Source organism: bacterium, from assembly GCA_016716565.1.
Lineage (GTDB): Bacteria > Bacteroidota > Ignavibacteria > Ignavibacteriales > Ignavibacteriaceae > IGN2.
Window position 1 is genome coordinate 1,123,860 of sequence record JADJWC010000002.1, and the last position, 26,524, is coordinate 1,150,383.

The following is a 26,524-nucleotide window of genomic DNA, read 5'->3' on the forward strand; positions in this document are numbered from 1 at the left end:
AAGTAATGCAATCTGAACTCGTCCAGATCGAGAAAGAATTAAAGAAAAGATTAACGTATCCATACAAATGGGGAAGAAAACAGGACGATTACTTTGATAGGCTTACAAATTATGTTTACGGAATTTCTTCGTTCGATGATGTCCTGAAAGAAACAGAAAAAAGATTCAGCAAGGACAAAGAAAATAAAAACATAGCCAACTACGCCTTGAACCGATGGTATAATTTTTGGTCTGCACACGCAGTTGAAAAAATATTCTGCTCTTTGCCAAGTGTTAAACCAGCACTGGATGAAAAAGACAGACTTGTTGACTTCACTATTGACGGAGTTACATTCGATCACAAGACTTCTGGTTTTCCCGAAAAATTTTCCATATAATATTGATGGGGCAATAAAGAAAACAGAAGAGCTTATTCGCTGGCTATACAAACACCAATCTCAACAGCAGAGAAAGCATTTAAAGAACAGACTGTTTATAGTTTTATATTCATCTGATGGTGAGCACTGGAAACTCAAGGCAGAAATTTCCTGGCTCAAAGATAGAATCGAAAAATATATGCATGGTTTCAATCCACATTTTCTTCTTAAGTTCAACCTCGAACCTGAGCATCAGACACTTGCAGATGTAATCTGGGCTGTCAAGCAATGATATTTTTGCTTAATCAACGAAGACTATCCCTTCAACCATTTATTCACCCATCAAACTACTTCATATAGCAAAAAATATTTGCTTAAACCATCTGGTTACTTATATTTGAAATATGGCAATATCTCATCGCAATTATATAATATTTTTTCTGATTTTATTTCTAGGGTGTACTCAACAGTATAACTTTGCTCAATCACTACGGTTTAACCGTTTAACAGTTGAGGATGGCCTCTCTAACAATGATGTAAATACACTAATTCAGGATAAGACCGGCTTTATCTGGTTCGGAACAGAAGATGGGCTAAATCGTTTTGACGGATACAACTTTATAATCTTTCGTCATAATCCAGCTGATCCAAATAGTCTTTCAAGTAATGTTGTCTGGTCTTTATTGGAAGACAAAACGGGTAACATCTGGGTTGGAACGGCTGATGGAATTCTAAATCAGTATGATTCTATGAATGAAAAATTTACGCGCTGGGATTTTGCTGGTGAAAATAAAAAGTATTGCAGCATAACAGCATTATTTGAAGATCAAAAAGGATATCTCTGGATTGGAACAAGATCAAGAGGTGTGTTCAAATTTAATCCTGACACCAGAGAAGCAAAAAATTACAGATGGGAAAAAAACATTCCTTCAAGTTTATCACATACCACTGTCAGATCAATCAGTGAAGATAAAAACGGTAATATCCTGATCGGCACATATAATGGATTGAATAAATTTAATCCAGACCAACCAGATGATGGATTCAAAAAATTCTTCTCTGAAAAAAACAACCCGAATAGTTTAACCAACAGTCAGATTTATAACCTTTCTGTATCAGAAAGTCGTCCGAATATTTTCTGGGTTGGTACTCCTGAAGGTCTTACAGAATATAATTCTGATTCAGATTCATTTAGAAGAATTGACATTCCAAATCCTGATCGTCTGCAGTTCGGTGCAGGAGCCAGTACTGTAATTGAAGAGAAGGTGGGCAATGAAAATATATTGTGGATTGATACTTATAGTGGTCTGGTTAGAATGAATTTAACTTCAGGTGAATCTCTTCGTTTTATCCATGACGAAAATGATCCTAATACCATCATCGATAATCAGATAAATAAAATTCTGAAAGATCGCTCGGGGGTTCTCTGGCTAGCAACAGAAAATGGAATAAGTTTCTTACCTGCAAAGAGTTTAAAATTTAACTCATTATTTAATTCTGTACAGTCTTACTACCTAAAAACCTTGAATAATAAAAGAGATCTTAACGCAATTTATCAGAATAAAAATGATGATATATGGTTTGGTTTTTCAAATGGTGCAATTGGCTTGCAGGAAGTAAATGGAAATCTGAAAACAAAAAGTCCGAGAGCACTTCAAAATATTAATGCATGGAGCATGATTGAAGATTATAAAAAATCTTTGTGGATAGGCACATTTGGACAGGGTTTAATTGAATACAATCTGAAAGATAATTATTTGAAAGAGTGGGTCTTAAGATTTCCAATTAAAAATACCACAACAGTACCTTTTGTAAAATCAATCTTTCAGGATGATGATAATTTTTTATGGGTTGGATTCTGGGGTTCAGGTCTAGGCAGAATAAATCTTGCTAACAGCAATTATAATCTTTGGATTACTGATATTTCTAACTCGGATGCAATCAGCCATCAGGACGTATGGACGATTTTGCAGGATGATTTAGGAAGAATCTGGATTGGTACCATGGGAGGAGGTCTAAATTTATTTGAAGACAAGAATGGAGGTAAATTTCATAAATGGACTCAGGGAGACCCATCAGAAGGTGGGTTAGTTAGTAATAACATAATGACAATTATTGAATCAAAAAAAAGAAAAAATTCTGAGCCTGATAGCAATACAATTTTGTGGTTAGGTACTTCCGGTGGACTTAATATGCTGGTTGTAAAAAATATTGAGTTTGATAATTATGATCTGGAAATTAAAATAAGCTCTTACACTGTTAATGAAGGTCTTCCGGATAATTCTGTAAACAGCATTCTGGAAGATAAAAGTGGAAACTTATGGCTTGGAACCGGTTCCGGAATATCTTATTTCGATGTCGAAGCAAAAAAGTTTACAAATTATTCATCTGAAGATGGGTTAAACGGAAAGGTAATGAATCCTTCTGCAGCTTTATTACTTGAAAACGGGCTTATGCTATTTGGAAGTAAAAAAGGATTAAACATATTCGACCCTAAACAGATTAAGCTTTCTAAATATAAGCCGAATGTAGTGATTACAGATTTTCAGATCTTTAATCGTTCAGTTGAAATAGGAGAAAATTCCTTCTTAAAAGAAAGTATTCAAACAACTGATGAAATAGTTCTGCCACATGATCAGGATGTGTTCTCTTTTGAGTTTGCAGCGCTTGATTATAATTCTTCACAGTCAATAGAATATGCTTATAAGATGGAAGGATTTGATAAGGACTGGATTGAAAGTGGAAACAGAAGGTTTGCAACATATACTAATCTTGATCCTGGTGAATATACATTTAAAGTTAAATCAACTAATGCTGATGGTATCTGGAATGATCAGGTTACTTCATTAAGTATTACTATTGATCCACCGTGGTGGAGAACTTTATGGGCTTACGGTTTATATGTGGTTTTAATATTTCTTGGCCTCTTAGGAATAAGACGTTTTGAATTAAACCGGACTAAACTTAGAAACGAATTAAAATTAAGAGAATTTGAAGTACAGAAAAAAACAGAACTCGAAGAGGTGAAATCAAGATTCTTCGCAAATCTTTCTCATGAGTTCAGAACTCCTCTTATGCTTATCAAAGGACCACTTGAACAATTGAAAGACAGAAGGGATAATGTCAATTATTCTGAAAATATTAATTTGATTGAAAGAAACAGCGACCGTCTCAAAAAACTTATTGATCAACTGCTCGAATTATCACAGCTGGAAAAAGCTGCTATTCCTGTAAAAGCAAAACAGGAGGATGTAATCGTAATTTTAAAAGGATTGTTATCGTCGTTCGAATCATTGGCTGAACAAAAAAATATTTCAATCAATTTTAAAAGTGATGAAGACACAATAGCTTGCTGGATCGACAGGGACAAGTTTGAGAAAATTATTAACAATCTCCTTGCAAACGCTTTTAAATTCACACCAGAAGGCGGAAAAGTTTTTATCGGAGTTAATGAGTTAACAAAGGATGAAAAAAAGTTTTCAGAAATAAAAATATCAGATACCGGTGTTAGCATTCCAAAAGATAAAATTGATAGAATTTTTGATCGCTTCTACCAGGTTGATGATTCTGCTCAACGATCTTATGGTGGATCGGGAGTAGGTTTAGCATTAGTCAAAGAACTTGTTGACTTACACAAATGGGATATATCTGTCCAAAGTGAAAAAGGAAAAGGAACCGAATTTAAGTTACTTATTCCGATGTGTGATGATTACTTAAATGATGATGAGAAATTAAATATTGAACAGTTTGATAATTCAGTAAATCCGGATGTGATAAAATCCAGTTCTGCAAAATTACCTCAAACTCAAAACGTATTGCAGGCGCAATCCACTTCAAATGATTCAAATCATAATCCTTCTGTTTTAATAGTTGATGATTCCGAAGATGTGAGAACATACTTATCAGGATTGTTAAAAGATAGTTTTAAGATTTCCCTGGCCGCTACTGGAGAAGAAGGGTTGGTTACTGCAGCAGAAATTATACCCGATCTGATCATCAGTGATGTGATGATGCCGTCAATGGATGGGTTGGAATTCTGCAGAAGAATAAAATCCGAATGGCAGACTAGTGAGATTCCGGTTATTCTTCTAACTGCAAAAGCATCTGCTGAAAGTAAAATAGAAGGTCTCGAAATTGGTGCTGATGACTATCTCACAAAACCATTTGATTCAAAAGAATTATTTACCCGAATTCGAAATTTGCTTGAACAAAGAAAACGATTAAGAGAAAAGTACGGCAAAGATCTAAATCTGACAGATAAAAAATCTAGTCTCAGTGCAGCCGATAGTGAATTCCTGGAAAAGACTTTGGCATTAATAGAAAAAAATATGGATAGAGCTAATTTCAGCACCGAACAATTAGCAAGAGAAATGTTTGTAAGCCGCACACAACTTCATCGTAAGATAATCGCCATTACAGGTCAGCCACCCGGAGAATTTGTCAGAACAATCAAACTGAAGCGTTCAGCAGAATTACTGAGCGAAGGAAAGTTGTCTGTAACACAAATTGCCTATGAAATTGGTTTTTCAAGTCCTGCACAATTCACCAGAGCATTTGTAAAGCAATTTAATTGCGTTCCATCAGAGTATTCCTCCAGACAAAAAAAGTAATAAAAGAGATTATTTTCAGGACTTTCTACATTTTGTTACAAAACAGCAAAATGTTGTAACAAATCAGATAGCCGCCCTCCTTTCAATAATCTACCTTTGCTTCCGTAATAATTCAAAAAAAAATCTTGTTTAGTTAGTTGAAAAAAAAGAAGATCAGTACGGAAGATAGTCCGGAACAAATTCAAAAAAGAGAAAAGCTGGTTTCCAGATACATAATTATAATAGCAATTATAGTTGGTGTGCTGATAACACTTTTGCTCACTGGCTTACTGGAATTTTTTACCAAGTAATAATGAAATCAAAATCCAAAAAATTTTAATACACAATTAATTTCAAACAAATCAGGAGTGACATACATGAAAACATTTATTTCTATTCTTTTCGTTTTCTTTTTTGCTTTAATCTCTATAAATGCACAAAACAAAATGGCATTAGGTGGAGGTTTAGTTGTTTCATTGCCAATGGGTGATTTTGGAGATGCAGCAAACACAGGATTTGGTGGCACAGCAATTTTTGAGCTGGCTTTTACTCCTCAACTTGTTGGTGTTGGCCAGATAGGCTATATAGTCTACGGTACAGAATCAGATGCTGTAGACTTTAGTACTATTCCCCTACTAGCTGGTGTAAAATATTTCTTTGTTCCGGGTGTTGGTTTTTATGGAATGGGAGAAATAGGACTGAATTTCTTTTCAACTACAGTCGAAATCCCGTCAGTCTTTGGTTTCGGAGGAGGATCAGTAAGTGAAACTTCAACTGAATTCACTTTTGTAATCGGTGCAGGATATCAGCTGCCTGTTAGTTCAAATGTCTATTTGGATTTTAACGGTACTTTTAATCTAATCAGTGATTTTAACAATATTCAATTTTGGGCCGGAGCAAAGTTTGGGTTGTAGGGACTTTGATAGCATTAAGAGTTTTTCAGGATGAGTAAAGACAAAATGGATAAGCAATTACAATCTGTACATCGTAAACATCATTTGATTTAATGAAGGAAATATTATGAAAAGTGTTTTACTATTATTTACTTTGGTTTCTTTCACCACCTCAGCCCAAATTACAATAACGGGTGAAGACGTTGAAGCCGTATTCGAGGTTGGTAACGAAACAACTATTAGGCAGGACACATTACCTTCATCTGTAGATATAGGCTCACCCGGAGGTAATAACGTTTGGGATTTTACATCACTTCAATATAATCTGGAAGCAGAATATTCCAGTGTTGACCCATCAAGTACGCCATACAGCAGTGACTTCCCTAATGCAACCATTTGTACTCACACCGATGGTTTCTCACAAGGTTATGAAGCAGAGATTTGGACATACGGTTCGCTGAATGGTTTCTTTAATAATATCGGCAGCGCAACAACCGTAAGTGCTTTCCCCGGTGATGTAATAACAATTAAAAACGAGCCCCCAAGACAGACTTATATAAATCCAATGACCTACGGCTCACAGTGGAATCAAACTTATACGCAAACAATTTATTTCAACGGTACACCATTCGGTTCAGAAAGTGTTTCGCTAAATGTTATTGTGGACGCTTACGGAACAATGACTCTACCCGGTGGAGGAAGTTATGAAGCACTTAGAATAAGAGAATCGGTGACAATTACCGGTATTACGAATGTTACTTATTCTTTCCTGGCAATTAATGGTGCACAGGTTGCTTTGTTCGCCGCAAGTTCCAATCCACCGGATAGCGGAATTATTTCTGTGGCCGAAACCTCATATAATTTTGAACTTGATGGCGGAGGTACATCCTTTGTAATTACTCAGCCGGAAGAATCTGAAATACTAATAGCCGGAGAAGTAGATACAATAGCTTATGAAAACTCCTTAGGTAATGTTGATCTTTACTACAGAACCGACTACGGGATGGAATATGTTTTAATTGATACTAACTATTCTGATCCTATGGGTATTTATTTGTGGGATGTACCTGATACATTATTGACCACAAAAGCTACAATACGCATAGTAGAATCTGAGGATACAAATTCGTTTGCTTTGAGTGAAGAGTTTAAAATAAAACCCTGGCAGCTTTCCAGGATAGATGCGAACGATGATTTTGAATTATATGAACCAGACCAGGATGGATGGAGTTTTTGTAATTGTGGCTTTAATCAATGGCCATCCACATGGTGGACACAGTTTGATTATCAAAATGGAGATGATCCTTTTACAGGAAGTTCTTATCCAAATCAATCACCCTTCAATAATGCTAACTCTTCAAGATTTCCCGATTGGCCAATGTTCGTAGATATGTTTAAACCATTCCAATGTTACACGGATTTTCCACCTTCAACATATCGTTCAGCAGCAACAACCAGATGGATTTCAGGAAATGGTAGGTGGGCTGGTTCCTGTACTGGATTTACTGCCTCCAGTTTACAAGGATTTTATAACAAGGGAAGTCTTGTTCAAATAATTGGAAACTTTGATGATCTCTTTAATGTAGGTTTAAATGATACTACAAGATATATTATTAATATATATCAAAATTATCAATCCGGTAAAGAAACAAGAGATTATCGAAGGCAAAAATTTAATAATAGTCCACGTCAATTATTAAGCGAAGTTAAAGAAATGCTCGGGATGGACAATATTGATGCGAGTGGCTTAGTTTACTGGAATAATAATGGTTCCGGTGGTCATTCGGTAGTTCCTTACAAACTTGAAAGAATTGGAAATACATCAACCTTTAATATAAAATTATTCAACAGCAATGCACCTGGCAGTCTAAACAATTTTATTTATATAGATTCTGTTGCTAACACCTGGTCTGATAGCACTGGTTTAAATTGGGGCACAGGTACAATTAGCTGTTTTCTTGACCCTGTCAATTCCGAATACATTTCACTACCAACACTTGAGAGACCAAATTCGATGAATTTGTCAAGTTCAGATTACTCTGGTTCATCAAGAATAGAAATTTACAATACACCAGATGCAGAAATGGTTATCACGTCTGGTACAGGTGAACAAATTGGTTACCAGGATAGTATAGCATTTAACAATATGTCAGATGCTGTTCCAATCATTCCGTTGACAGGTGGTTTCCACCCTCCCATAGGATATGATCTACCAGAAAACAATTACTCCGTTCATTTGGATAACTTTATTGATTCTGTATCATACGCCATCTTTTTCACAGATTCAACTATTTACAATTATAGAAGATCAAACGCAGAAAATAATGAGACTGATGTTTTTGAATTTACAGAAAATGGAATTGGCATTACTAATCCTGACCAGAATATTAAGTATGCAAATTTCGAAACAATAATTTTGCAGGACACTATAGCTGAAAAAGTATTTGTAGCAACGAATGTTCAAATTTCTTCTTCTGACTCAATTCATTTTAGAGAGAAAGATCGAAACGAGCTCCTATTTCAAAATTATGGAAGCAGCATGAACTATGATTTACAAGTTAGATATAACTCTATAAACGAAGGAATAAACTTTCTTCACATGTCTGTTCCTATGGCTCAAAATTCTGCCCATCAAATCGTACCCGATTGGTCTGACTTAAATAGTGAACCAATTACTATACTAATTGATCTTGGAAATGATGGAACAATTGACGATACCATCTTTGTAAAAAACCAGTCAACAAATGTTGAAGATGAAGGTTCGTTGCTTTCACCTGATAGCTATAACCTTGCACAAAATTTTCCAAATCCATTTAATCCTGCAACATCAATTCGGTACTCAATTCCAAAGAGAAGCAATGTAACATTAAAGGTATATGACATTCTCGGAAATGAAGTGGCTAACTTGGTCAATGAAGAAAAGGATAAGGGAGTTTACACAGTTACTTTTAATGCTGCTGGTCTTGCCAGTGGGATATATTTCTATACTCTGAGGGCAGATGGCTTTGTCCAAACAAAGAAAATGTTGCTGATTAAATAAACCAAAGGATCAAACAATGAAGACTATATCTATTTTATTAACAACTGTATTAAGCATAACATCAAACTTGTTCTCACAGGTTCAATTTACCTCCCATAATATTACTTTTAATGCAGGTAATGTTGATGAAATACATGCCGGGGATATTGATGGTGATGGCGACCAAGATGTTGCAGCCGCACTCTTCGTAACAAATGAAATTTACTGGTATGAAAACGACGGTAATGAAAACTTTACAGAAATATTAATTACCACCGAAGCCGATGGACCAAGATCTGTTTATATATTCGATGTTGACAGCGATGGAGACATGGATGTTCTGTCAACTTCGATGAGAGATGATGAAGTCGCCTGGATGGAAAATGATGGTAATCAGAATTTTACCTACCACATAATTGCAACAAATGCTGATCAGGGAACATCAGTATTTGCCATAGATATGGATGAAGATGGTGATGCAGACGTACTTGCTGCTTCAGCTTTTGATGACAGGTTCTTCTGGTATGAGAATGATGGCAATGAGAACTTTACTTCTCACACCATTTCATCAAATGTAGAAAGTCCTCAATCAATATTTGCAATCGACATTGATGGTGATAGTGATATCGATGTTCTCTCTGCATCTCTTATTGATGCAAAGATTGCCTGGTATGAAAATGACGGTAATGAAAATTTTACCCAACACGTAATCTCAACAACAGCAAATTTAGCGTTGCAAGTTTTTGCTATTGATTTAGATACTGATGGAGACATTGATGTCTTATCTGCCTCTGCATCGGGCGATAAAATAGCGTGGTACAAAAATGATGGAGATGAAAATTTTTCAGAGCATATTATAACTACAGATGCAGATTATGCGCAGTCTGTGCATGCAGCAGATATCGATGGTGACTCAGACATAGATGTGGTTTCAGCATCCCGGGAAGATAACAAGATTGCCTGGTACGAAAATGATGGCAATGAAAACTTCACCACTCATATAATTTCAACTGATGCAGTAAAAGCTGTTTGGGTTTTAACTCGCGATGTAGATAATGACGGAGATATGGATGTTCTGTCTGCTTCTGCACTGGATGGTGAAATAAACTGGTATGAGAATCTCAGTATTGTAAGTGTTGAGTCAATTTCAAATGAACTACCGATTGAGTTCAGTTTAAAGCAAAATTATCCTAATCCATTTAATCCTTCAACCATTATCGAGTTTAGCATCCCTGAAGAATCATACGTTGAATTGAGAATCTACGATGCCATAGGAAATGAAATTGCAGAACTTGTAAGTGAGACATTGCCAGCAGGGAATTTTAAGACTGATTTTGTGGGCTCAAACCTGGCGAGCGGATTTTATGTTGCAAGATTAAAAGCGAACAAGTATTCGAACTCGATAAAGATGAACCTGATTAAATAAATTTATTCAATCACCAAAATCATAGGAGGTTCTATGAATATTTACACAAATCTTTTTTTCATTCTGTTATTATTAATTGGGATTAATTCTTTTGCACAAATCCCAAACTCTGGTTTTGAAAACTGGATAGATGAAATCACACCAGAAAGCTGGATGACAAATAATTTTCCTTCTTTCTGGACAACAGTTTCAAAATCCTCTGATTCATATCAGGGTGCATACGCAGCTAAATTGGAAGTTGCGAATGCGAATGGTTTTCCTTTTCCCGCTGTCCTAACCTCAACTTTCCCGGTTAGCCAGGGATACCAAACGATAAATGGTTACTACCAGTTCCATCCAAATGGATTTGATGTCACATTATCGATATACGCATATTATTTCGGAGGAGGGTTATTACTTGGTACTGGTTACGTTGATATTGAAGCCGCAGCTACCTCTTATACCCAATTTAGCTTTTATTCGTGGTTATCTGATACACCAGATTCATTAATGCTTCAGTTAGAATTAATTGGTGAGGATGTATCCAATATTGGAAGTTATGCGCTTGTCGATCAATTGAGCCTTAGTGGTGCATCAGATGTTAAACAACTCAGTGGATTGCCAAAGGAGTTTAACTTAAGCCAGAACTATCCGAATCCTTTTAATCCTTCGACTAAAATTGAATACAGCATTTCAGAAGCTTCTTTTGTTCAATTAAAAGTGTATGATATTCTTGGAAATGAAGTTGCAACTTTGGTTGATGAAGAACAATCTGCTGGAAGTTACGGTGCAGATTTCTCGAGAGCTGAACTATCAAGCGGAATGTATATTGCAAAACTGCAAGCCGGTAATTTTACAAAGACAATAAAGATGATTCTAATGAAATAAGTCGGTGGGTTTTTCAAAGCCAGATCTCATGCGATCTGGCGTTAATTTATACAATTGCCTCGTACCTTATTAAAAATCTCCTATACTAAATCAAAATAATTGATTGATACTAACACTTGTGTTGTGTTAATTGATTTCGTTATGTTCACCCGGGCTATAAAATATTACTTAAATAAAATTTATCATCTAAATTTAAGGAGGTTTATTATGAGGAAACTTTTCCTGCTTTTTGCTGCTGCCAGCATTTCATCATTCGCACAGATTACTATCACAAACAGCGATGTTTCGAATGTTTTTGCTGTTGGTAACTCTGCAACAATTCATTCTGCAGATATAACTAGCTTTAACATCGGTTCAGCCGGTGGGGGAAATAACTGGGATTTCACAGGATTACAAAGCACCGAGACTTTTACTCTGCTCAGTGTAAATCCTGCATCAACACCTCACATAAGTGAATTTCCGGGTGCGAATATTTCAACTTATAGCCAGGGAGAATATCAGGGTAATCCGGCGGAAATTTGGTCTTACCTGACACTTAATGGAGCGCTTAGTAATATGGGACAGGCGATGACTTCAAGTGCTTTTCCGGGTATTGTAATTACTTCAAAAAATAATCCGGCCAGTATAGAAATGCAATTGCCAATGACATATAACACTTCCTGGTCACAATCATATGTTATAACTTTTACTATTCCCGGGTTACCGCCTAGTACCTCTAATGTATCAATCAATGTTATAGTCGATGCCCATGGACAGATGACAATGCCCGGTGGTGCAATCTATCAAGCATTAAGAATTCGGGAAACGACAACAGTAAATGGAGTTACAAGCGTCTCATATTCTTTCCTCGCAACGAATGGTGCAAACGTAACTGTCTCCGCTACTGATCCAAATCCACCAAATAGCGGAACGATAAATGCTGATTGGTACGACTGGAATACGCCATTTACAAGTGATGTTGAACAAATCAGCGGTTTACCACAAGATTTCAATTTAAGTCAGAATTATCCTAACCCATTTAATCCATCCACCAAAATTGAATACAGTATTCCGGAAGCATCTTTTGTTCAGTTAAAAGTGTATGATGTTCTTGGAAATGAAGTTGCAACCTTGGTTGATGAAGAACAATCAGCAGGCACATACAGAGCTGATTTTTCCGGTAGCGATCTTGCAAGCGGATTATATATTGCAAAACTACAAGCTGGAAATTATTCTAAGACAATTAAGATGTCTCTTCTAAAATAATTTTTCTAATAAACTTATTGTAGCACAGATTAATAACCTGCTTATCGGCAGACAGGTCTGTGCTACATCAGTAATCTTTTTATTCTTTTCTTTAGATTTACCCTCAAATTTATTAAGTAGTATTAATGATCGAATTTCTTCCACTCGGCGGTGCCGGCGAAATTGGTGCAAACTGCTATTACCTGAATATCAACGGAATAGGTATTATACTCGATTGCGGAATGCATCCGCAGAAAACCGGATTGGATTCTCTTCCCAAGTTTGATTTGCTGGTAAATAAACCAACTGATTATGTGTTGATTTCACACGCTCACCAGGATCATCTGAATGGTCTCCCCTTCTTAATAAAAAAATTTCCTCATCTGAGAATTATCACAACTCCGCAGACACGGGCAGTAGCCGAGCTAACTCTTCATAATGCCATCTCAATTTTAAAAAGGCAGGTTGATAAAAATGAATTCGAAATTTATACACGTGATGAAGTTGATCTACTTATTAAGTCAATAAATTATAAGTCATACAATGAAAAATTTATTTTAAGTTCACTCAACAGCAGTCAGGAAGTCCAAGCTGAATTTTTTGATGCGGGACACATAATCGGCTCTGCTGGAATTTTATTCGATTTTAATGACAAAAAATTATTTTTTACGGGGGATATAAATCTTTCATCTCAATCACTGCTTTCCGGAGCTCACCTTCCAAAAGAAAAAATTGATATACTGTTAACTGAAACAACTTACGGAGCTACCGACTCTTCAACCATCAACAATTGGGATAAAGAAGTAGACAGATTTTCATTTTCTATTAACAAAGTAATAAATAATGGAGGATCTATACTTATCCCGGTTTTTGCTTTGGGCAAATTACAGGAGATGCTTTCCGTCATCTGGACGCAAATGCAGAAAAATAAAATTACAAACGTCGATATATTCACCGGCGGAATTGGAAATAAGATAAGCAGGATTTATGATTATAACCGATATACAGTGAATAGAAAAGATAGGGAAACAATCCTCTCCGACATTCCGCAAAAGAATTTAAACGAACTCACTGATTTTGAGGAGCTCTTCAAGTCTCCGAGTATTGTTCTGGCTTCCAGCGGAATGATGCTTGAATCCACGAACTCATTCCTGCTTGCTAAAAGATGGCTGCAGAAAAAAGATTCAGCAATATTTACTGTTGGATACATGGATCCTTCAACTCCGGGCAGCATAATTGCAAAAGCGAAAAGAGGAGAAAAAATTCAGCTTACAGGTCAACATCCAATAGCCGAGGTAAAATGCGAAATAAAGAATTTCCGGTTTTCAGCTCACTCAAAGAGAGAGGAAATATTATCACTAGTAAAGCATTTGAATCCTGACAAAATTGTTTTAATTCACGGTGATATCGAAGCTATTGATTGGACAGGAAGCGTAATTCTGAAACAGTTTCCGGCAAAAAAAGTTTACGCACCGCATAACTACAAACAAATTTTGTTTGATTAATAGCAATAACTATTGATATATTGAAATAAAGAATTTTTTAACATTTTCATTCAAGGGGTATTCTTGAAACCTCTTATACAAAAAACTCGCACTTCATCAATTCTGGTACTAATCGAACCCGAACTTGTATCAATAAAAAAATTTATAAGCTATCTAATTAATCAATCATTCATTGGATTATAACTAAAATCACCGGAGGAAAAATGTCTGGACTAAAAGAAAAACTAGGGAAAAAAATTGAGGAATGGCGTCCTCGAACTACAAGACTTCTCAAAGAATTCGGAAACGTAAAAGTTGATGAAGTTGATATTGGTCAGATCATCGGGGGAGCAAGAGATATTAAATGTCTTGTTACCGATATTTCATATCTCGATCCATTTGAAGGAATCCGTTTCAGAGGATTGACCATTCCTGAAGTAATGGAAAAACTTCCAAAAGTTCCCGGCGGCGAAATGCCTTACGTTGAAGGGTTCTTTCACTTCCTGTTAACTGGAGATATTCCATCTGAAGCTGATGTAAAAGAGGTTGCGGAAGAATTCAAAAAGAGAAGTGTAATTCCTAAGTACGTGCTCGATATTCTTAAAGCAATGCCTGCTGATTCTCATCCAATGGTAATGTTTTCGACTGCAGTACTCGCAATGCAGAGAGAATCAGAATTCGTAAAACAGTATAATTCAGGAAAACTGAAAAAGAATGATTACTGGATTCCAACTCTCGAAGACGGATTACAGCTTCTCGCAAAGATTCCGGGCATAGCTGCATTTATATACAGGTTGAAATACAAGAACGGACAAATAATTGAATCTGATCCGAAACTTGATCTCGGCGGCAACTTTGCACATATGATGGGAATCAAAAAACCTTACGATGATGTTGCAAGAATGTATTTCATTTTACACAGTGATCACGAGAGTGGAAACGTTAGTGCGCATACAGGTCATCTTGTTGCAAGTGCATTGTCGGATTTATATTATTCAATTTCAGCAATGACAAACGGACTTGCCGGTCCATTGCACGGACTTGCTAACCAGGAAGTACTTAGCTGGCTGCAGGGAGTTTATGATAAGATGGGCGGAAAGATTCCAACCGAAGAAGAAATGAAACAGTTCGTTTGGGATACACTCAAAGGCGGACAGGTAATTCCGGGATTCGGCCACGCAGTTCTTAGAAAAACAGATCCTCGTTACCAAGCTCAAAGAGAATTCTGCCTGAAGCATTTACCAAAAGATCCTTTGTTCATTTATGTCGATCTTCTCTTCAAAGTAGTTCCGCCGATATTGCTTGAACAGGGTAAAGCAAAGAATCCGTGGCCAAATGTTGATGCACAATCCGGTGTTATTCAGTGGTATTATGGATTGAAGGAATACGATTTCTACACTGTTCTGTTTGCTGTTGGTAGAGCACTTGGTGTTGTTGCTAATATAATTTGGGACCGCGGACTCGGTTATCCGATTGAGAGACCAAAATCTGTTACAACTGCAATGCTTGAAGAAGCTGCGGGAATCAAGAAATAAAAAGGCTCGGCCATTACAGCACGGCTTACAAGTCTGTGCTATAGTTTAAAATATAAATGCCATCCAACAGGATGGCATTTTGTTTAATCACTTATCATTCAACTATTTTATCAACATCATCTTAATTGTCTTGCTTGTAGCTCCGGTATCAAGCCTTGCAAAATATACTCCGCTAGAATATTTACTTCCATCAAACTGAACTTCGTAGCTTCCGGTTTCCTGGTAAGCATTTACAAGTGTTGTTACTTTGTCTCCGGCAGATGAAAACACATCTATTCTGACAGCCTGTGGAATTCTTAAATAGTAGCTGATTGTTGTCGTCGGGTTAAAGGGATTAGGATAATTCTGTTCAAGATGAAAAACTGATGGACCGGTAAGATTACCAGCCTTCTCTGAAATCAAGGGTAAAGTTTCAAAATCTTTCATAAGTACATCAGGCATTCTGTCAATCGGCATTCCTAACTGCTGGGTTAACAACGTAGCATAAAGCTGCCTGAAATCATATCTGTATTTAATATCTCCGCTGTTATCAAGGTCTGTAAGGTCAGGATTGTTTCCGTAAACTCCTCCGTAAACATTTCTTCCGATAACAAAAAGTGGTGCTGCTGTCCCGTGATCAGTTCCGCCGCTTCCATTCTGGTTAACTCTTCTTCCGAATTCTGAAAAAGTCATTAGCACAACTCTATCTTCAATTCCAAGAAGTCTCAAATCGGTTTGAAAGGCTTCAATAGCTTGTGCAACAGTTGTCAGCAGATTAGCGTGACTTCCCGCCTGGTTTGCGTGCGTATCGAATCCGCCAATCGAAGTAAGATAGACAGGTGTTTCAAGTCCGCCGGCAATTAACTCGGCGACAATTGCTAGCTGCCTTGCTAATCGTGTATTCGGGTAAGTTGCTTTGTTTTCAACCGAATCAGCTTTCTCCTTTATTATCTGAGCATAACGGATTGAAAGTGCTGCAATCTCTTTAATATATTTCAATTGATTACCTGCAATTGTATCGGGCGGCGGATCGTTATCGGCAGTGCTTCCGTTTATCAATTGGTAAAACTGGTTTGGACTTTCAAATGAGATTCCCATTGTGCCCTGGCAGGTACATTCTAACAATGCTGATTGTGTGGATCCAATCTGTATTGCCATTGGATGTTCTGAATTAATTGGATTATGATCAGGTAAAACTTTTGCAAGATATCTGCCGACCCAGCCGTCATCGATAACAACATTTGAATCAGAAGCACTCAACCAGATGTCTGTAGCTCTGAAGTGTGATCTGTCGGGACTGGCGTATCCAACACTCTGAAGTATTGCTACCATTCCTTCATCGTACAAAGCTTTAAGAGGCTGAAGAGATGGATGCATACCTGTAAGGTTATTTAATTTGATCACATCTTCTTTTCTGATTCCTAAAGAAGGACGAGCGTTGTAATATAAGCTGTCTTCAAATGGTATAATTGTATTAAGTCCGTCATTGCCTCCGCTTAATTGTAACAATACTATTACTTTTCCGTTGACCGCCTGAATATTCATGAACGATCTTGAAAAAGCTCTTAGTGGAATATTTCCAAGTGCCATTGAAACTGTGCCCGCACCGGCAACTAATCCTAAATTTCTTAAAAATGATCTTCTGTCCATAATTGTCTTCCTGATTATGAAAGTTGATATTCTGATAATCTCATTAAAGCTTTAAAGAACATCTTTAATCTGTTCTCAGCCTGCGGATCGGAAGTTGACCAATCATAGACTTCAGCGCCATCTAATAATGTATTCAACAAATATTCTTTTCTGTTATCGCTCAACGGATATTGCAGGAATATTTTTGAAATATCTGCAATAAGCTGAACTGCATCTTCAGCGCTTGGAAATGTTCTTGCATATTCAACAAGATCTAACTGGAAAGTCAGGTCACCGCCTCCCGGTTTTTTCCCATTTATTACTGCATCGGTATAAATGTTTCTTGCCGGAAGTGTTGTTGTGTTGATCCAGATTTTATCGCCGTCCCATCCGCTTACATTTGGCGGAGAGAATAATTCCTGCTTTGTTTGTGCCGCAACTGTTCTTATATAAGCGTAATCCGGTGTGGCTACGTTGAACTGGCGCATCACTCCCAGCAACAGTTCTACCGGGCTTTTAATCTTTGCGCCTCTTACTTCATTGGTGTGAAACATAACAGATTTAAGTAGTGTTGATAGAACAGGTTTTAGCTCATAATTATTTTCGCGAAGAATCTGCGCCATTGTTTCAATGCTGGGTTCATCAATTGCAACGTGCATAAATTCACTATACAGTTCTCTGCTGAAAAAAGTTGCTGCTGCTGGCTGTGTAAAAATTATATCGACAACATCGTGGTAAATGAAGTTGCCCGTTTGTCCTAAAATTGTTTTGCTGCCATTATCAAATCGACTGGAATCAAAGAACGAAGTCAACCCATCAACCCGCCAGCCTGTTAAAGCTCTTGCTGCTTCCTGAATATCCTGTTCTGTATAGTTACCGATTCCAAGAGTGAATAATTCCATCAGCTCTCTTGCGTAATTCTCGTTCGGTGCACCTTTCCTGTTTCTTATTCCATCAAGATAGATGAGCATTGCAGGATCGATAGTAACTGCTTTTGTCAAGTCGACGAGATTGCCCATAGCATTATCACGAAATAATTTATTCTGCCAGTACATCCGCTGCGGCAGACCAACTTTTGAAACTTCACTTACATAGTGATTGTGCCAGAACAGAACCATCTTCTCCCGAAGTGAATAACCTTGTGTGATCATAAGGTTATACCACCAATGGATTAATTCCCGGGTTCGTTCAGTATTGTTTTCATTGGTTGGATAATTCACCCAGTCAGCAGGCTGCGGAGGTTCAGGCTGATCAGCAAGCAAAAAATTATCTACAAAGTCATCGAGTGTATGTGAAAGTGCAAATTCAATATCCTGCTTATTATAGCCGAAAAGTGATCTTGCGAGAATGTGTCTCGCTGCATCTTCATCCCAGGCACTTATCTTATTAAAATTGTTAGCATTTTCTACCATGCTGCCTCGCTTAGTTTTATTAGATTTTAATTATTGGTTATTAATACTTGTAAAAAATATGCCAATAGCTAACAGTTGATGACTGGCAAATTAGAGAATTTCCTTTTGATTCAAACTAGTAGATTGTAAATGTTTCCGACGAAATTTGCCTGCTACTATACAACATTTTACGGCGCAAATTGTGACGCCATTTAAAAGTATGTCGCATCTGGTATTTCAAATTTTCCGTTATTCATGATATTCCAATTGACAGAACTATTTGATGTAAATTCCTATTTTAACGCAGCTATTTCAAATAATTAAACACTTATAAAAATCTATGGACGATAAGCGTAATCCTCTTACAATTGCCGGTGGGATTTTGGACAACATCTTTTCAATCACAGAAAAGTTTATTACCGGTTTAACTTTTTTCGGAAAAAGGGACATCAGTGAACAGCTTGATACTTTTGCTGAAACCTTAAAGCAAATTCCACTTGAAAAAAGAAATTTATCAAAGGATGAAACAGAAGCACTCCATAAAATTTTTGTGGCTGCTGCACAACCCGAATTTGCAAAAAGATTTATGGGCGACGTTGATAAGGAAGTTTTCTTTTCTTTTGGTAGTTTTCTTAACGATCAACTTTCTAAAGTTGATAGTGCAAAGAAACTTTCTCACGAATACTTAAATCTTTATCGCTTCTCTTCCCTGCTGCGCAGGATATATGAGGATAAAAAATGGGAGTCATTGATTCACGAATTGATTCTTAAAAGTGACTACAACACAAACACTTTATTCAAACAGAGACTGCGAGACTATCCAAAGAAAACTCTCTTCAAAGTAATAACCGGAAGCACAACCACTGAATACAGCTGGGAAAAATCTGCAAGCATTATTAATAGTTACAAAAATGCTTTGTATTCATTCGTTATTAATGAAACCAAAGTTGCTTTTCTTTTAGAAAATTGTCTTGAGATGGCTATGCTCGATCTTGCCTGCCTTACTGGTGGAATTGTAAATGTGATGATTCCCGGAAATTCCGTTACCGAACATATTCTTTTTATTCTTCAGCAGAGCAAAGCCACGGTACTGATAGCTCACGATGAAAAACAGCTTTCAAAAATAAAATCCATTAAGAACGAACTGCCAGATCTTAAAACACTAATTCTTCTTGAAGGAAATTCGGGCGAGGATTGGGTTATCAGTTTTGATAAGTTTTTAAAATCCGCCAAAGACGATCAACCTGAAATTGAAAGAGGAATAAATGATTTAGCAACGATAATGTATACATCCGGCACAACCGGCGAACCTAAAGGCATAATGTTTTCACAAATGAATATTGTTTATAAAAGATTTTGCCGTGCAATGGCTATACCTGAAATTGGTGATGGAGACAGGTTCATCTGCTTCCTTCCGCTTTATCATACTTTTGGAAGATATCTTGAAATGACGGGCTGTGTTTTCTGGGCTGCAGAATATTGCTTCCTCGAAAATCCATCCGTTGAAGCAATGATAAACAATATGCAGCTTGTAAAGCCAACAGTCTTTATCAGCATTCCTAAAAAATGGATGCAGTTGTATGAATACATCACCAGCAAAGTAGATATTGAAGTCGATGAAAGCAGCAAAATAAAATCCGAACTTGACAATGCAACCGGCGGTGAATTGAAATGGGGACTTTCCGCAGCAGGATATTTACCTCCCGATATTTTTATGTTCTTCCAGAAGTACGGTGTTGAGTTGATGAGCGGTTTCGGAATGACGGAAGCAACCGGCGGAATTACCATGACTCCTTGGAAAAGATACAAACCAAACTCACTTGGCAAAGCTTTGCCCGGTATCGAAATTAAAGTTGGCGATGATGGCGAATTACTTGTAAAAGGACCTTACGTAATGCTTGGTTACTACGACATCGAAAATTCGGAAACATTTACTGAGGATGGATGGCTTCCAACTGGCGATGTAATGAAAATGGACGAAGATGATTTCATTCAGATCATCGACAGGAAAAAAGAAATTTATAAAAATATTAAAGGTGAGACTGTTGCCCCTCAGAAAATAGAAAATCTTTTCCGCGACTTTGAAAATGTTAAGCAGGTTTTTCTTGTTGGTGATCATCGTCCTTTCAACACAGTGCTAATTCATCCAAATTATGATGATGTGGACTCAATTATTTTTGATATGGACGAAAAACAGAAACAGGAATATTTCTCATCGCTTGTTGTATCGGTAAATAAATTTCTCGCACCGTTCGAAAGAATTCTTGATTTCAGATTGATAGATCGGGCTTTTGATGACAAGCATGGCGAACTGACACCAAAGCACACATACAAACGAAAAGTTATCGAGAAGAATTTTTCCGAGTTGATCGAGTCGATGTATGTGAAAAGTGATACAAGTGTTTTTGTCGGAACAACCGAAGTCAGAATTCCAAATTGGTTTTTAAGAGAGAAAGGATGTCTTGGAAGAGATGTCTCTGCGGATGAAAAAGGAGTTTATATTCCAAAGCTTAACCTTTCATTAGCTCTAAGTAAATCTGATGAAAAAAATGTTTTCAGAATAGGAAGTTTCACTTATTCAATAAGTTCACGCTTCATAGATTTCCAGCAGATACTGATTGATCCGTTATTATGGATTGGTAACAAGGAACTGATTTCATTCACAGGAAATTCAATCGTGCTCTGGCATCGGCAGATTAAGGAATCTGTAAATATCAGGTTTAATTCTGTATTCGGTAAAATAGATTTGTCAAAAGATGAGCTGAACCAGTTCGACAAAATCAAATCATCTTCTGAATTTTCTCTCGCTGGAATTAATCTTGCATACAAGATGTTTCTTTCTGAAGAATTAAAAGCTGCTGACACTGCACTCGAATACTTCAATGAAATTCTTGACGATCCGAAGAATATTCATTTCCGTCTTGTCTTCAATTTACTTGCCCGTCCTGCAACAACAAGTAACATTGAAATAAAACGAAAGCAATTCGCACTTATCACCAAAGGCGCGGATGAAAGAAAATTCGGCGATCTGTTTCTCTCGTTTATTGGTGAAGACAAATCGCTTTTAAACTCAGAGCTTGCTCATCACATTGCAGTACATTCCAAAGGCGAGAAGAGGTTAGATTATATTGAAACTTTCATTTCAGATGAAATAAAAAATTTCCGTTTCGATGAATCACTTGAACAGACTAACTTTATTCATTTCTTTGAGTTAATAACTGCTTATGGAGTAACACATCCCCAGCTTTACCGGCGAGTTAGAAGGTTCCTGATGAAATTATCTGTGCTGTCGGAAAATTCCGGTATTAAAAAATTTGCTGAATCAAGTCTTGAAGCACTTACTGCCGGTTTCAGAGAATGGCTTGGAACAAACCGCAAGATTGCAGTTGATCTTGAAACAGGTGAAGATTATCAGTGGGAAGATGTAATTGCTTTTGAGGAAGGTATCAATCCCGGTGACAGGCAGAGAATAAAAAATGCTCTTTCCAAAACAGCAGTATTGAGAGAGGCAGTATTTATGTTCTCAAAAGGTTTTCTAATCAGACTCGATGATATTTTACCCGGCGGCATCTGGCTAAGTCAGCTTGAATCACGAAGTGAAAAATCTATTTACAGATTAACAATCCAGACAAGATTTCAGGGAGCTTTCGATCTCACTGTTCATCTTAGCAAAAATCTTCCGCCCGCAAAAGTTAAAGAAGAAATCAAATGGTTGATACTCGGAGGAACTACAAATAAAGGCGAAAGACTTCTTCCGCATTTCGGCGGTTACTGGGAAGAATATGAACTCTGGACTGAAGCTTATGTGACCAGAGATAGTGTTGCGCGTTTCATCGAAAAAGAAAACAGAAAAGCAGATGATGAAACCAGAATCAGACTTCGTGAACTCTGGCCTCACTTCGTTTGGAATAGCACGGCTGCATATATGAACTTCTGGACGGTAACAAACTATAAAATTCAGCTTGCTAACCCGAAACCGGAAAACATAACGGTTCCGACTCATGATTATCAGACAGGGACTTTGCTCTATTCAGTATCCAAGAGAATAATCTCATCTTCTCCGAAAGAATTCTTTATAAACTTTTACAATCTGTTTGTAAAAGAAACTCTCGACAAATATTCGTTCCTCGATAAAAAATCAATTTGGAATTATATTTTTTCCGGTGTAACCGAATGCGAAGGCGAATCAAAAGCAGTTGATGTGATAAATACATTTATTGCAGAAATCAAAACGGCAGATGTTGAAAACAAAGATGAGATAATTTTCAGAGCAGAGGAATTTGTGCGGAGCGTTACGCAGGATGGTTTCATCCCGAAGAATTTATTCTTTGCAATAAAGAGATTTCACCGCTGGAAATTGTTGAACGAAAATGCAGACATAAGCGCTCAATCACAGATGCTTTTTGAACTTTATGAAACGTACCAGCTTTTTGATTATGAAAAAGAATATATAACCACCCGTGCTATGTTTTTCCTCAACACAGCATTTGCCGGATCTTCGGACAATATGAAGAATGCGTTACGGGAAATCATCAAAAAGCAGCGCGCCGGTGAGCTAAGTGCTGATAAATCACAGATGCTTTATGCTGAACTTCACTCGCTTCCAAATCTGACTGAAGATGAAAAGTATTTTCTCACAAGATTAACATATCCGTACCTGAAGCCAAAAGATACCGCCGCATTAATCCGTGCGGAAAGTTTTGGAGGCGATACTTCAAATCTTGTAGTTCAGTTAACTGATGAGGAAGGAAATCCATTCCTGATAAGAAGCCCGATTTCTCCGAAAGAAATTTCAAGGCTTCACTCGCTGTTCCTGGATTCAAATCTTGTTGTCAATTTCCGACCAGAGCACAGATTCCTCGTTGCACTTTCTGAAAGAGGATTTATCATCGGCGGTTTGTTTTATGAATTGATCGATGAGCAGACAGCACATATGGAAAAAATTGTTGTGTCTGCACGTTATAGAAGGACAGGCATCAGTGAAAACCTGATGAACGAATTTCTGAAAAGATTAAAAAGCGAGCATATCAGGTATGTTACAACGGGATTCTTCAGGCCCGAATATTTTTACAAATTCGGATTTAAAGTTGAGAAGAAATACTCGGGCTTGGTGAAAGAGTTGTGAAGCCGCGTGATTAATAGCTATTGAATTTCGATATTTTACTAATTAAGTTGTATTTGGTTTCTCTGCTATTCATTTTACTTTAAATAGGTAATTGGGAGATGATTAAATGTCTTTAATGAGATTATTTGAGGCCTCTTTTATTTTTTTAATTATACTTACCTCCTGTTCAAGTGAAAAAGAATCAAATCCTGTTTTAACCGTTTACAAAGGAACCATAAAAGGTTTTGTTTACGATGCAACAACCGGAGCCCCAATTTACTATGCAAAGATCAGCACTGATCCTCCGACAAAGGAAACTTATACCGGACCAGATGGTGAATTCATACTAAATGATATTTTGGCAGGTGATTACATCGTCGATGCCCACAAGGATGGTTTTGATAATGATACTGCTTTTGTGACTATCCAACATAAAGACACTGTGAACACAATTTTCGCACTTCAAGATTTTAGTGTATATCTTGATTACTACCCTCTTGGGATTGGAAATTATTGGGAATATTGGCATGGAGATTCGCCTCTTTTTTCGCTAGAAGCAATTTCAGACACTACGATTTCAGGAAAAATTTATCGAGTCATTCAATACAAAAGTCTTGCTTCACAAAATATTGAGTATAGGTACGAAAGAGTAGATGAATACAATGCAATGGTTTACAGATACTTCCCATATTATTTAAAAGAAATGATTATTGATAGTCTGGCAGCCAAAGCAGGACAAGAATTTTCAAGTAACATGTTTTTTCATCCAGATGTAAGCTGTTTTTCAATATGCAGCAGCATTAAATTCGAGGAAATTTTCGGTGAACTAAGGATGATACGAAGTTTATTTCATGCTTGTGCAACTGACTTGCCATCGTACCAAATTATTAAGGGCATTGGATTATATAGTGCTAGTTTTTGGAGGACTGGAGGTTACAAACTCAAATATGCAATCATCAACGGTGTAGAATATGGTGAAAGGTAATATTGATTCCTAGTCAACTAATGCAGTAATTATATTTTTATATTTTCAAAATTTTGACCTTTTCTTTAGTTTCACCCTGCCATTTTTAATTATTAAATCCATTAATCGGAGATACTTTTGAGCAGAGAAATACACCGCTGGTACAGCCCCAATCTCAATAAAGATATGGAAATTGTTATTTACGGACACTACGGTTTTGCATTATTGATGTTCCCAACAGCAGCAGCAGATTTCCTGGAATATGAACGATTCAAATTAATTGACTCAATCGGCTGGTTCCTCGGTGAAGGAAAAATAAAAGCATATTCAATAAACAGCATCAACAACGAAAGCTGGCTGAATAACAATATGCATCCGGCCCATAAAGCAATCCGGCATCAGCAATACAACAAGTACATTGTTGAAGAAGTTGTTCCCTTCATCCACAATCACAGCAAAGGATTAGTACCAATAATTACTACCGGTGCATCGCTTGGTGCATTGCACGCAGCCAATAATTTTTTCCGTCGTCCTGATATTTTTTCAGGAACGATTGCAATGAGCGGCAGCTACGACCTTAAAACGTACAGCAAAGGATATTATGACGACAATGTTTATTTCAACTCGCCGATCGATTATCTCCCGCACTGGAATGACCAATTTATGCTTGAAAAAATGAAGAAGGGAAAAATTATCATCGCTTCCGGTCAGGGTGATTATGAAGATCCGAATGCTTCCAGAAAACTTTCTGATATTTTAAATTCAAAAGGAGTTAACCACTGGCTGGATTTGTGGGGACACGATATTAAGCACGACTGGCCGACGTGGCGTCAAATGCTTCCTTACTTTTTAAGCAAGTTCAATTAATTTTTTCAAGTTTCTAATTGTAAAATGAGCTGGAAAACTTTCTTTCAAGACAGCAAAAGCAGAATAGAGTTTATCATCACTATTATAGTTATGATTCCGCTTCTGTCCGTCTTCTCAAGGTTTTTATTATTTATTGAGGAACGGGAAGGAGTTGTTCTTAACGATCCTCTACTGAATCTGTTTAATCCGGTTGATCTAACCTGGGCAACTTTTGCACTAATCTATGTTGCGCTAATAATATTCCTTGTGAGTATTATCAAAGAACCTAAAAAGCTGATGATTGCACTGCAGACTTATGGATTGATGGTATTCTTCAGAGGAGTTGCGATGTACCTGACCCCTTTTAATGCACCAGAAAAAATTATTCTTCTACACGATCCATTTGTTCAGTTTTTCGGTGACGGCGGCATCTTAACGAAAGATCTGTTTTTCTCGGGACATACCGGAACTATGTTTTTACTCTTTCTTCTTGTTGATAACAAAACTCTTAAAACTATTTTTCTTGTGGCTACAATTTTAGTCGGTTCTGCTGTACTTCTTCAGCACGTTCATTACACTGTTGATGTTTTTGTTGCCCCGTTTGTTGCGTACGGTTCATATCGCATCATAAAAAAATTACACAGTACTCTTATCGAAGAAAAAGGAAATTAATTCATTGAATTTTTATGGAAGACGAAAAGAAACAATTATTTGAAATCACGCGCTTTGTCGAGAAAGATTTTTTAATTAAAGAGGATCAGTCACTTATCCCATCGGCTGATTTAGAATCTCTTGAAGAATTTAAAAAGTATCTTACCGAAAAACTCAAAATTCTTCTTGATGAGAAATTTGACGTTCTGGTAAACATACTCTACCGCATTGACATAAATGAAAGAAAGTTGAGCGAATTATTTTCCGGGAAAAACAGAGACTCAATCCCCGCTTCTCTCGCTCAAATGATAATTGACCGGCAGCTTGAAAAAATACGATTGAGGAAACTTTACAAAGAGGGAAAACTTTAACAGCTACTTTCTGCAAAATGTGAAAGTCAGTCCAACGCATTTCGCTGGTATAGTTTTTTCTTTTCAGTAATTATCTTACAATTATTGCTTATAATAAATTTAGTATTTAGGTTTATAATAAAGCTTAAACTATTTTCTATAAAAGGCATTCAAACCGAAAATGTTCCTGCATTTTTTGTTGTTTTGCAGAAACTCG

At 36.9% G+C, this 26,524-nt stretch carries 17 protein-coding genes; 15 read left to right on the plus strand and 2 right to left on the minus strand.

All coding sequences use genetic code 11. The features are described 5' to 3' along the window. The first annotated feature begins 5 nt into the window (after positions 1-5). The 10 genes from IPM14_11845 (at position 6) to IPM14_11890 (ending at position 15,393) form a co-directional block, all read left to right on the plus strand. The gene (locus IPM14_11845) at positions 6-377 is read left to right on the plus strand and encodes a hypothetical protein (GenBank protein MBK9098787.1); all 372 of its coding nucleotides are present in this window, start codon (positions 6-8) and stop codon (positions 375-377) included. After that, positions 319-648, plus strand: a complete 330-nt coding sequence (locus IPM14_11850) for a hypothetical protein (GenBank protein ID MBK9098788.1) — start codon at positions 319-321, stop codon at positions 646-648. Before IPM14_11845 ends, IPM14_11850 begins: the two co-directional genes overlap by 59 nt. Positions 649-760: 112 nt before the next feature. Continuing rightward, complete coding sequence (locus IPM14_11855) at positions 761-4,966, plus strand: response regulator (protein MBK9098789.1); 4,206 nt, start codon at positions 761-763, stop codon at positions 4,964-4,966. A 356-nt stretch (positions 4,967-5,322) separates the two neighbouring features. Then, positions 5,323-5,859 carry an outer membrane beta-barrel protein gene (locus tag IPM14_11860; protein ID MBK9098790.1) on the plus strand — a complete coding sequence of 179 codons (537 nt, stop codon included), beginning with the start codon at positions 5,323-5,325 and terminating at the stop codon, positions 5,857-5,859. Between the two features lie 2,518 nt (positions 5,860-8,377). After that, positions 8,378-8,878 (plus strand): T9SS type A sorting domain-containing protein, encoded by a 501-nt coding sequence (locus tag IPM14_11865; GenBank protein ID MBK9098791.1) that lies wholly within the window; start codon positions 8,378-8,380, stop codon positions 8,876-8,878. A gap of 16 nt (positions 8,879-8,894) precedes the next feature. Beyond that, positions 8,895-10,283 (plus strand): T9SS type A sorting domain-containing protein, encoded by a 1,389-nt coding sequence (locus IPM14_11870; GenBank protein ID MBK9098792.1) that lies wholly within the window; start codon positions 8,895-8,897, stop codon positions 10,281-10,283. 489 nt (positions 10,284-10,772) lie between these two features. After that, a complete protein-coding gene (locus IPM14_11875) occupies positions 10,773-11,150 on the plus strand; it encodes a T9SS type A sorting domain-containing protein (GenBank protein MBK9098793.1) in 378 nt (125 codons plus the stop codon). A 207-nt stretch (positions 11,151-11,357) separates the two neighbouring features. Next, the gene (locus IPM14_11880; protein MBK9098794.1) at positions 11,358-12,395 is read left to right on the plus strand and encodes a T9SS type A sorting domain-containing protein; all 1,038 of its coding nucleotides are present in this window, start codon (positions 11,358-11,360) and stop codon (positions 12,393-12,395) included. A gap of 125 nt (positions 12,396-12,520) precedes the next feature. Next, on the plus strand, positions 12,521-13,879 hold the full coding sequence (locus tag IPM14_11885) for an MBL fold metallo-hydrolase (protein MBK9098795.1): 1,359 nt from the start codon (positions 12,521-12,523) through the stop codon (positions 13,877-13,879). A 203-nt stretch (positions 13,880-14,082) separates the two neighbouring features. Further along, on the plus strand, positions 14,083-15,393 hold the full coding sequence (locus IPM14_11890; protein ID MBK9098796.1) for a citrate (Si)-synthase: 1,311 nt from the start codon (positions 14,083-14,085) through the stop codon (positions 15,391-15,393). A gap of 102 nt (positions 15,394-15,495) precedes the next feature. On the opposite strand, the gene IPM14_11895 is transcribed toward IPM14_11890, so the two are convergent. Both IPM14_11895 and IPM14_11900 read right to left on the minus strand, forming a co-directional pair. After that, a complete protein-coding gene (locus IPM14_11895; GenBank protein MBK9098797.1) occupies positions 15,496-17,022 on the minus strand; it encodes a DUF1501 domain-containing protein in 1,527 nt (508 codons plus the stop codon). Between the two features lie 14 nt (positions 17,023-17,036). Further along, positions 17,037-18,383 (minus strand): DUF1800 domain-containing protein, encoded by a 1,347-nt coding sequence (locus IPM14_11900; GenBank protein MBK9098798.1) that lies wholly within the window; start codon positions 18,381-18,383, stop codon positions 17,037-17,039. Between the two features lie 349 nt (positions 18,384-18,732). Between IPM14_11900 and IPM14_11905 the strand changes: the two genes are divergently transcribed. The 5 genes from IPM14_11905 to IPM14_11925 all read left to right on the plus strand — a co-directional run bounded on the left by IPM14_11905 (position 18,733) and on the right by IPM14_11925 (position 26,328). Then, positions 18,733-23,517: a GNAT family N-acetyltransferase gene (locus tag IPM14_11905; protein MBK9098799.1), complete on the plus strand. Its 4,785-nt coding sequence runs from the start codon at positions 18,733-18,735 to the stop codon at positions 23,515-23,517. A 106-nt stretch (positions 23,518-23,623) separates the two neighbouring features. After that, positions 23,624-24,481 (plus strand): carboxypeptidase regulatory-like domain-containing protein, encoded by an 858-nt coding sequence (locus IPM14_11910; GenBank protein MBK9098800.1) that lies wholly within the window; start codon positions 23,624-23,626, stop codon positions 24,479-24,481. A 117-nt stretch (positions 24,482-24,598) separates the two neighbouring features. Beyond that, entirely contained in the window at positions 24,599-25,327 is a 729-nt protein-coding gene (locus tag IPM14_11915) for an esterase family protein (GenBank protein ID MBK9098801.1), read from the plus strand. Between the two features lie 24 nt (positions 25,328-25,351). Beyond that, positions 25,352-25,978: a hypothetical protein gene (locus tag IPM14_11920; protein ID MBK9098802.1), complete on the plus strand. Its 627-nt coding sequence runs from the start codon at positions 25,352-25,354 to the stop codon at positions 25,976-25,978. Between the two features lie 14 nt (positions 25,979-25,992). After that, positions 25,993-26,328 (plus strand): hypothetical protein, encoded by a 336-nt coding sequence (locus IPM14_11925; protein ID MBK9098803.1) that lies wholly within the window; start codon positions 25,993-25,995, stop codon positions 26,326-26,328. Positions 26,329-26,524 lie beyond the last annotated feature (196 nt).

Excerpts from the sequence above, each read along its gene's own strand:
- IPM14_11845 (MBK9098787.1), top strand. The coding sequence starts at position 6 with ATGCAATCTGAACTCGTCCAGATCGAGAAAGAATTAAAGAAAAGATTA.
- IPM14_11855 (MBK9098789.1), top strand. The coding sequence starts at position 761 with ATGGCAATATCTCATCGCAATTATATAATATTTTTTCTGATTTTATTT.
- IPM14_11860 (MBK9098790.1), top strand. The coding sequence starts at position 5,323 with ATGAAAACATTTATTTCTATTCTTTTCGTTTTCTTTTTTGCTTTAATC.
- IPM14_11865 (MBK9098791.1), top strand. The coding sequence starts at position 8,378 with ATGAACTATGATTTACAAGTTAGATATAACTCTATAAACGAAGGAATA.
- IPM14_11870 (MBK9098792.1), top strand. The coding sequence starts at position 8,895 with ATGAAGACTATATCTATTTTATTAACAACTGTATTAAGCATAACATCA.
- IPM14_11875 (MBK9098793.1), top strand. The coding sequence starts at position 10,773 with ATGCTTCAGTTAGAATTAATTGGTGAGGATGTATCCAATATTGGAAGT.
- IPM14_11880 (MBK9098794.1), top strand. The coding sequence starts at position 11,358 with ATGAGGAAACTTTTCCTGCTTTTTGCTGCTGCCAGCATTTCATCATTC.
- IPM14_11885 (MBK9098795.1), top strand. The coding sequence starts at position 12,521 with ATGATCGAATTTCTTCCACTCGGCGGTGCCGGCGAAATTGGTGCAAAC.
- IPM14_11890 (MBK9098796.1), top strand. The coding sequence starts at position 14,083 with ATGTCTGGACTAAAAGAAAAACTAGGGAAAAAAATTGAGGAATGGCGT.
- IPM14_11895 (MBK9098797.1), bottom strand. The coding sequence starts at position 17,022 with ATGGACAGAAGATCATTTTTAAGAAATTTAGGATTAGTTGCCGGTGCG.
- IPM14_11905 (MBK9098799.1), top strand. The coding sequence starts at position 18,733 with ATGGACGATAAGCGTAATCCTCTTACAATTGCCGGTGGGATTTTGGAC.
- IPM14_11910 (MBK9098800.1), top strand. The coding sequence starts at position 23,624 with ATGTCTTTAATGAGATTATTTGAGGCCTCTTTTATTTTTTTAATTATA.
- IPM14_11920 (MBK9098802.1), top strand. The coding sequence starts at position 25,352 with ATGAGCTGGAAAACTTTCTTTCAAGACAGCAAAAGCAGAATAGAGTTT.
- IPM14_11925 (MBK9098803.1), top strand. The coding sequence starts at position 25,993 with ATGGAAGACGAAAAGAAACAATTATTTGAAATCACGCGCTTTGTCGAG.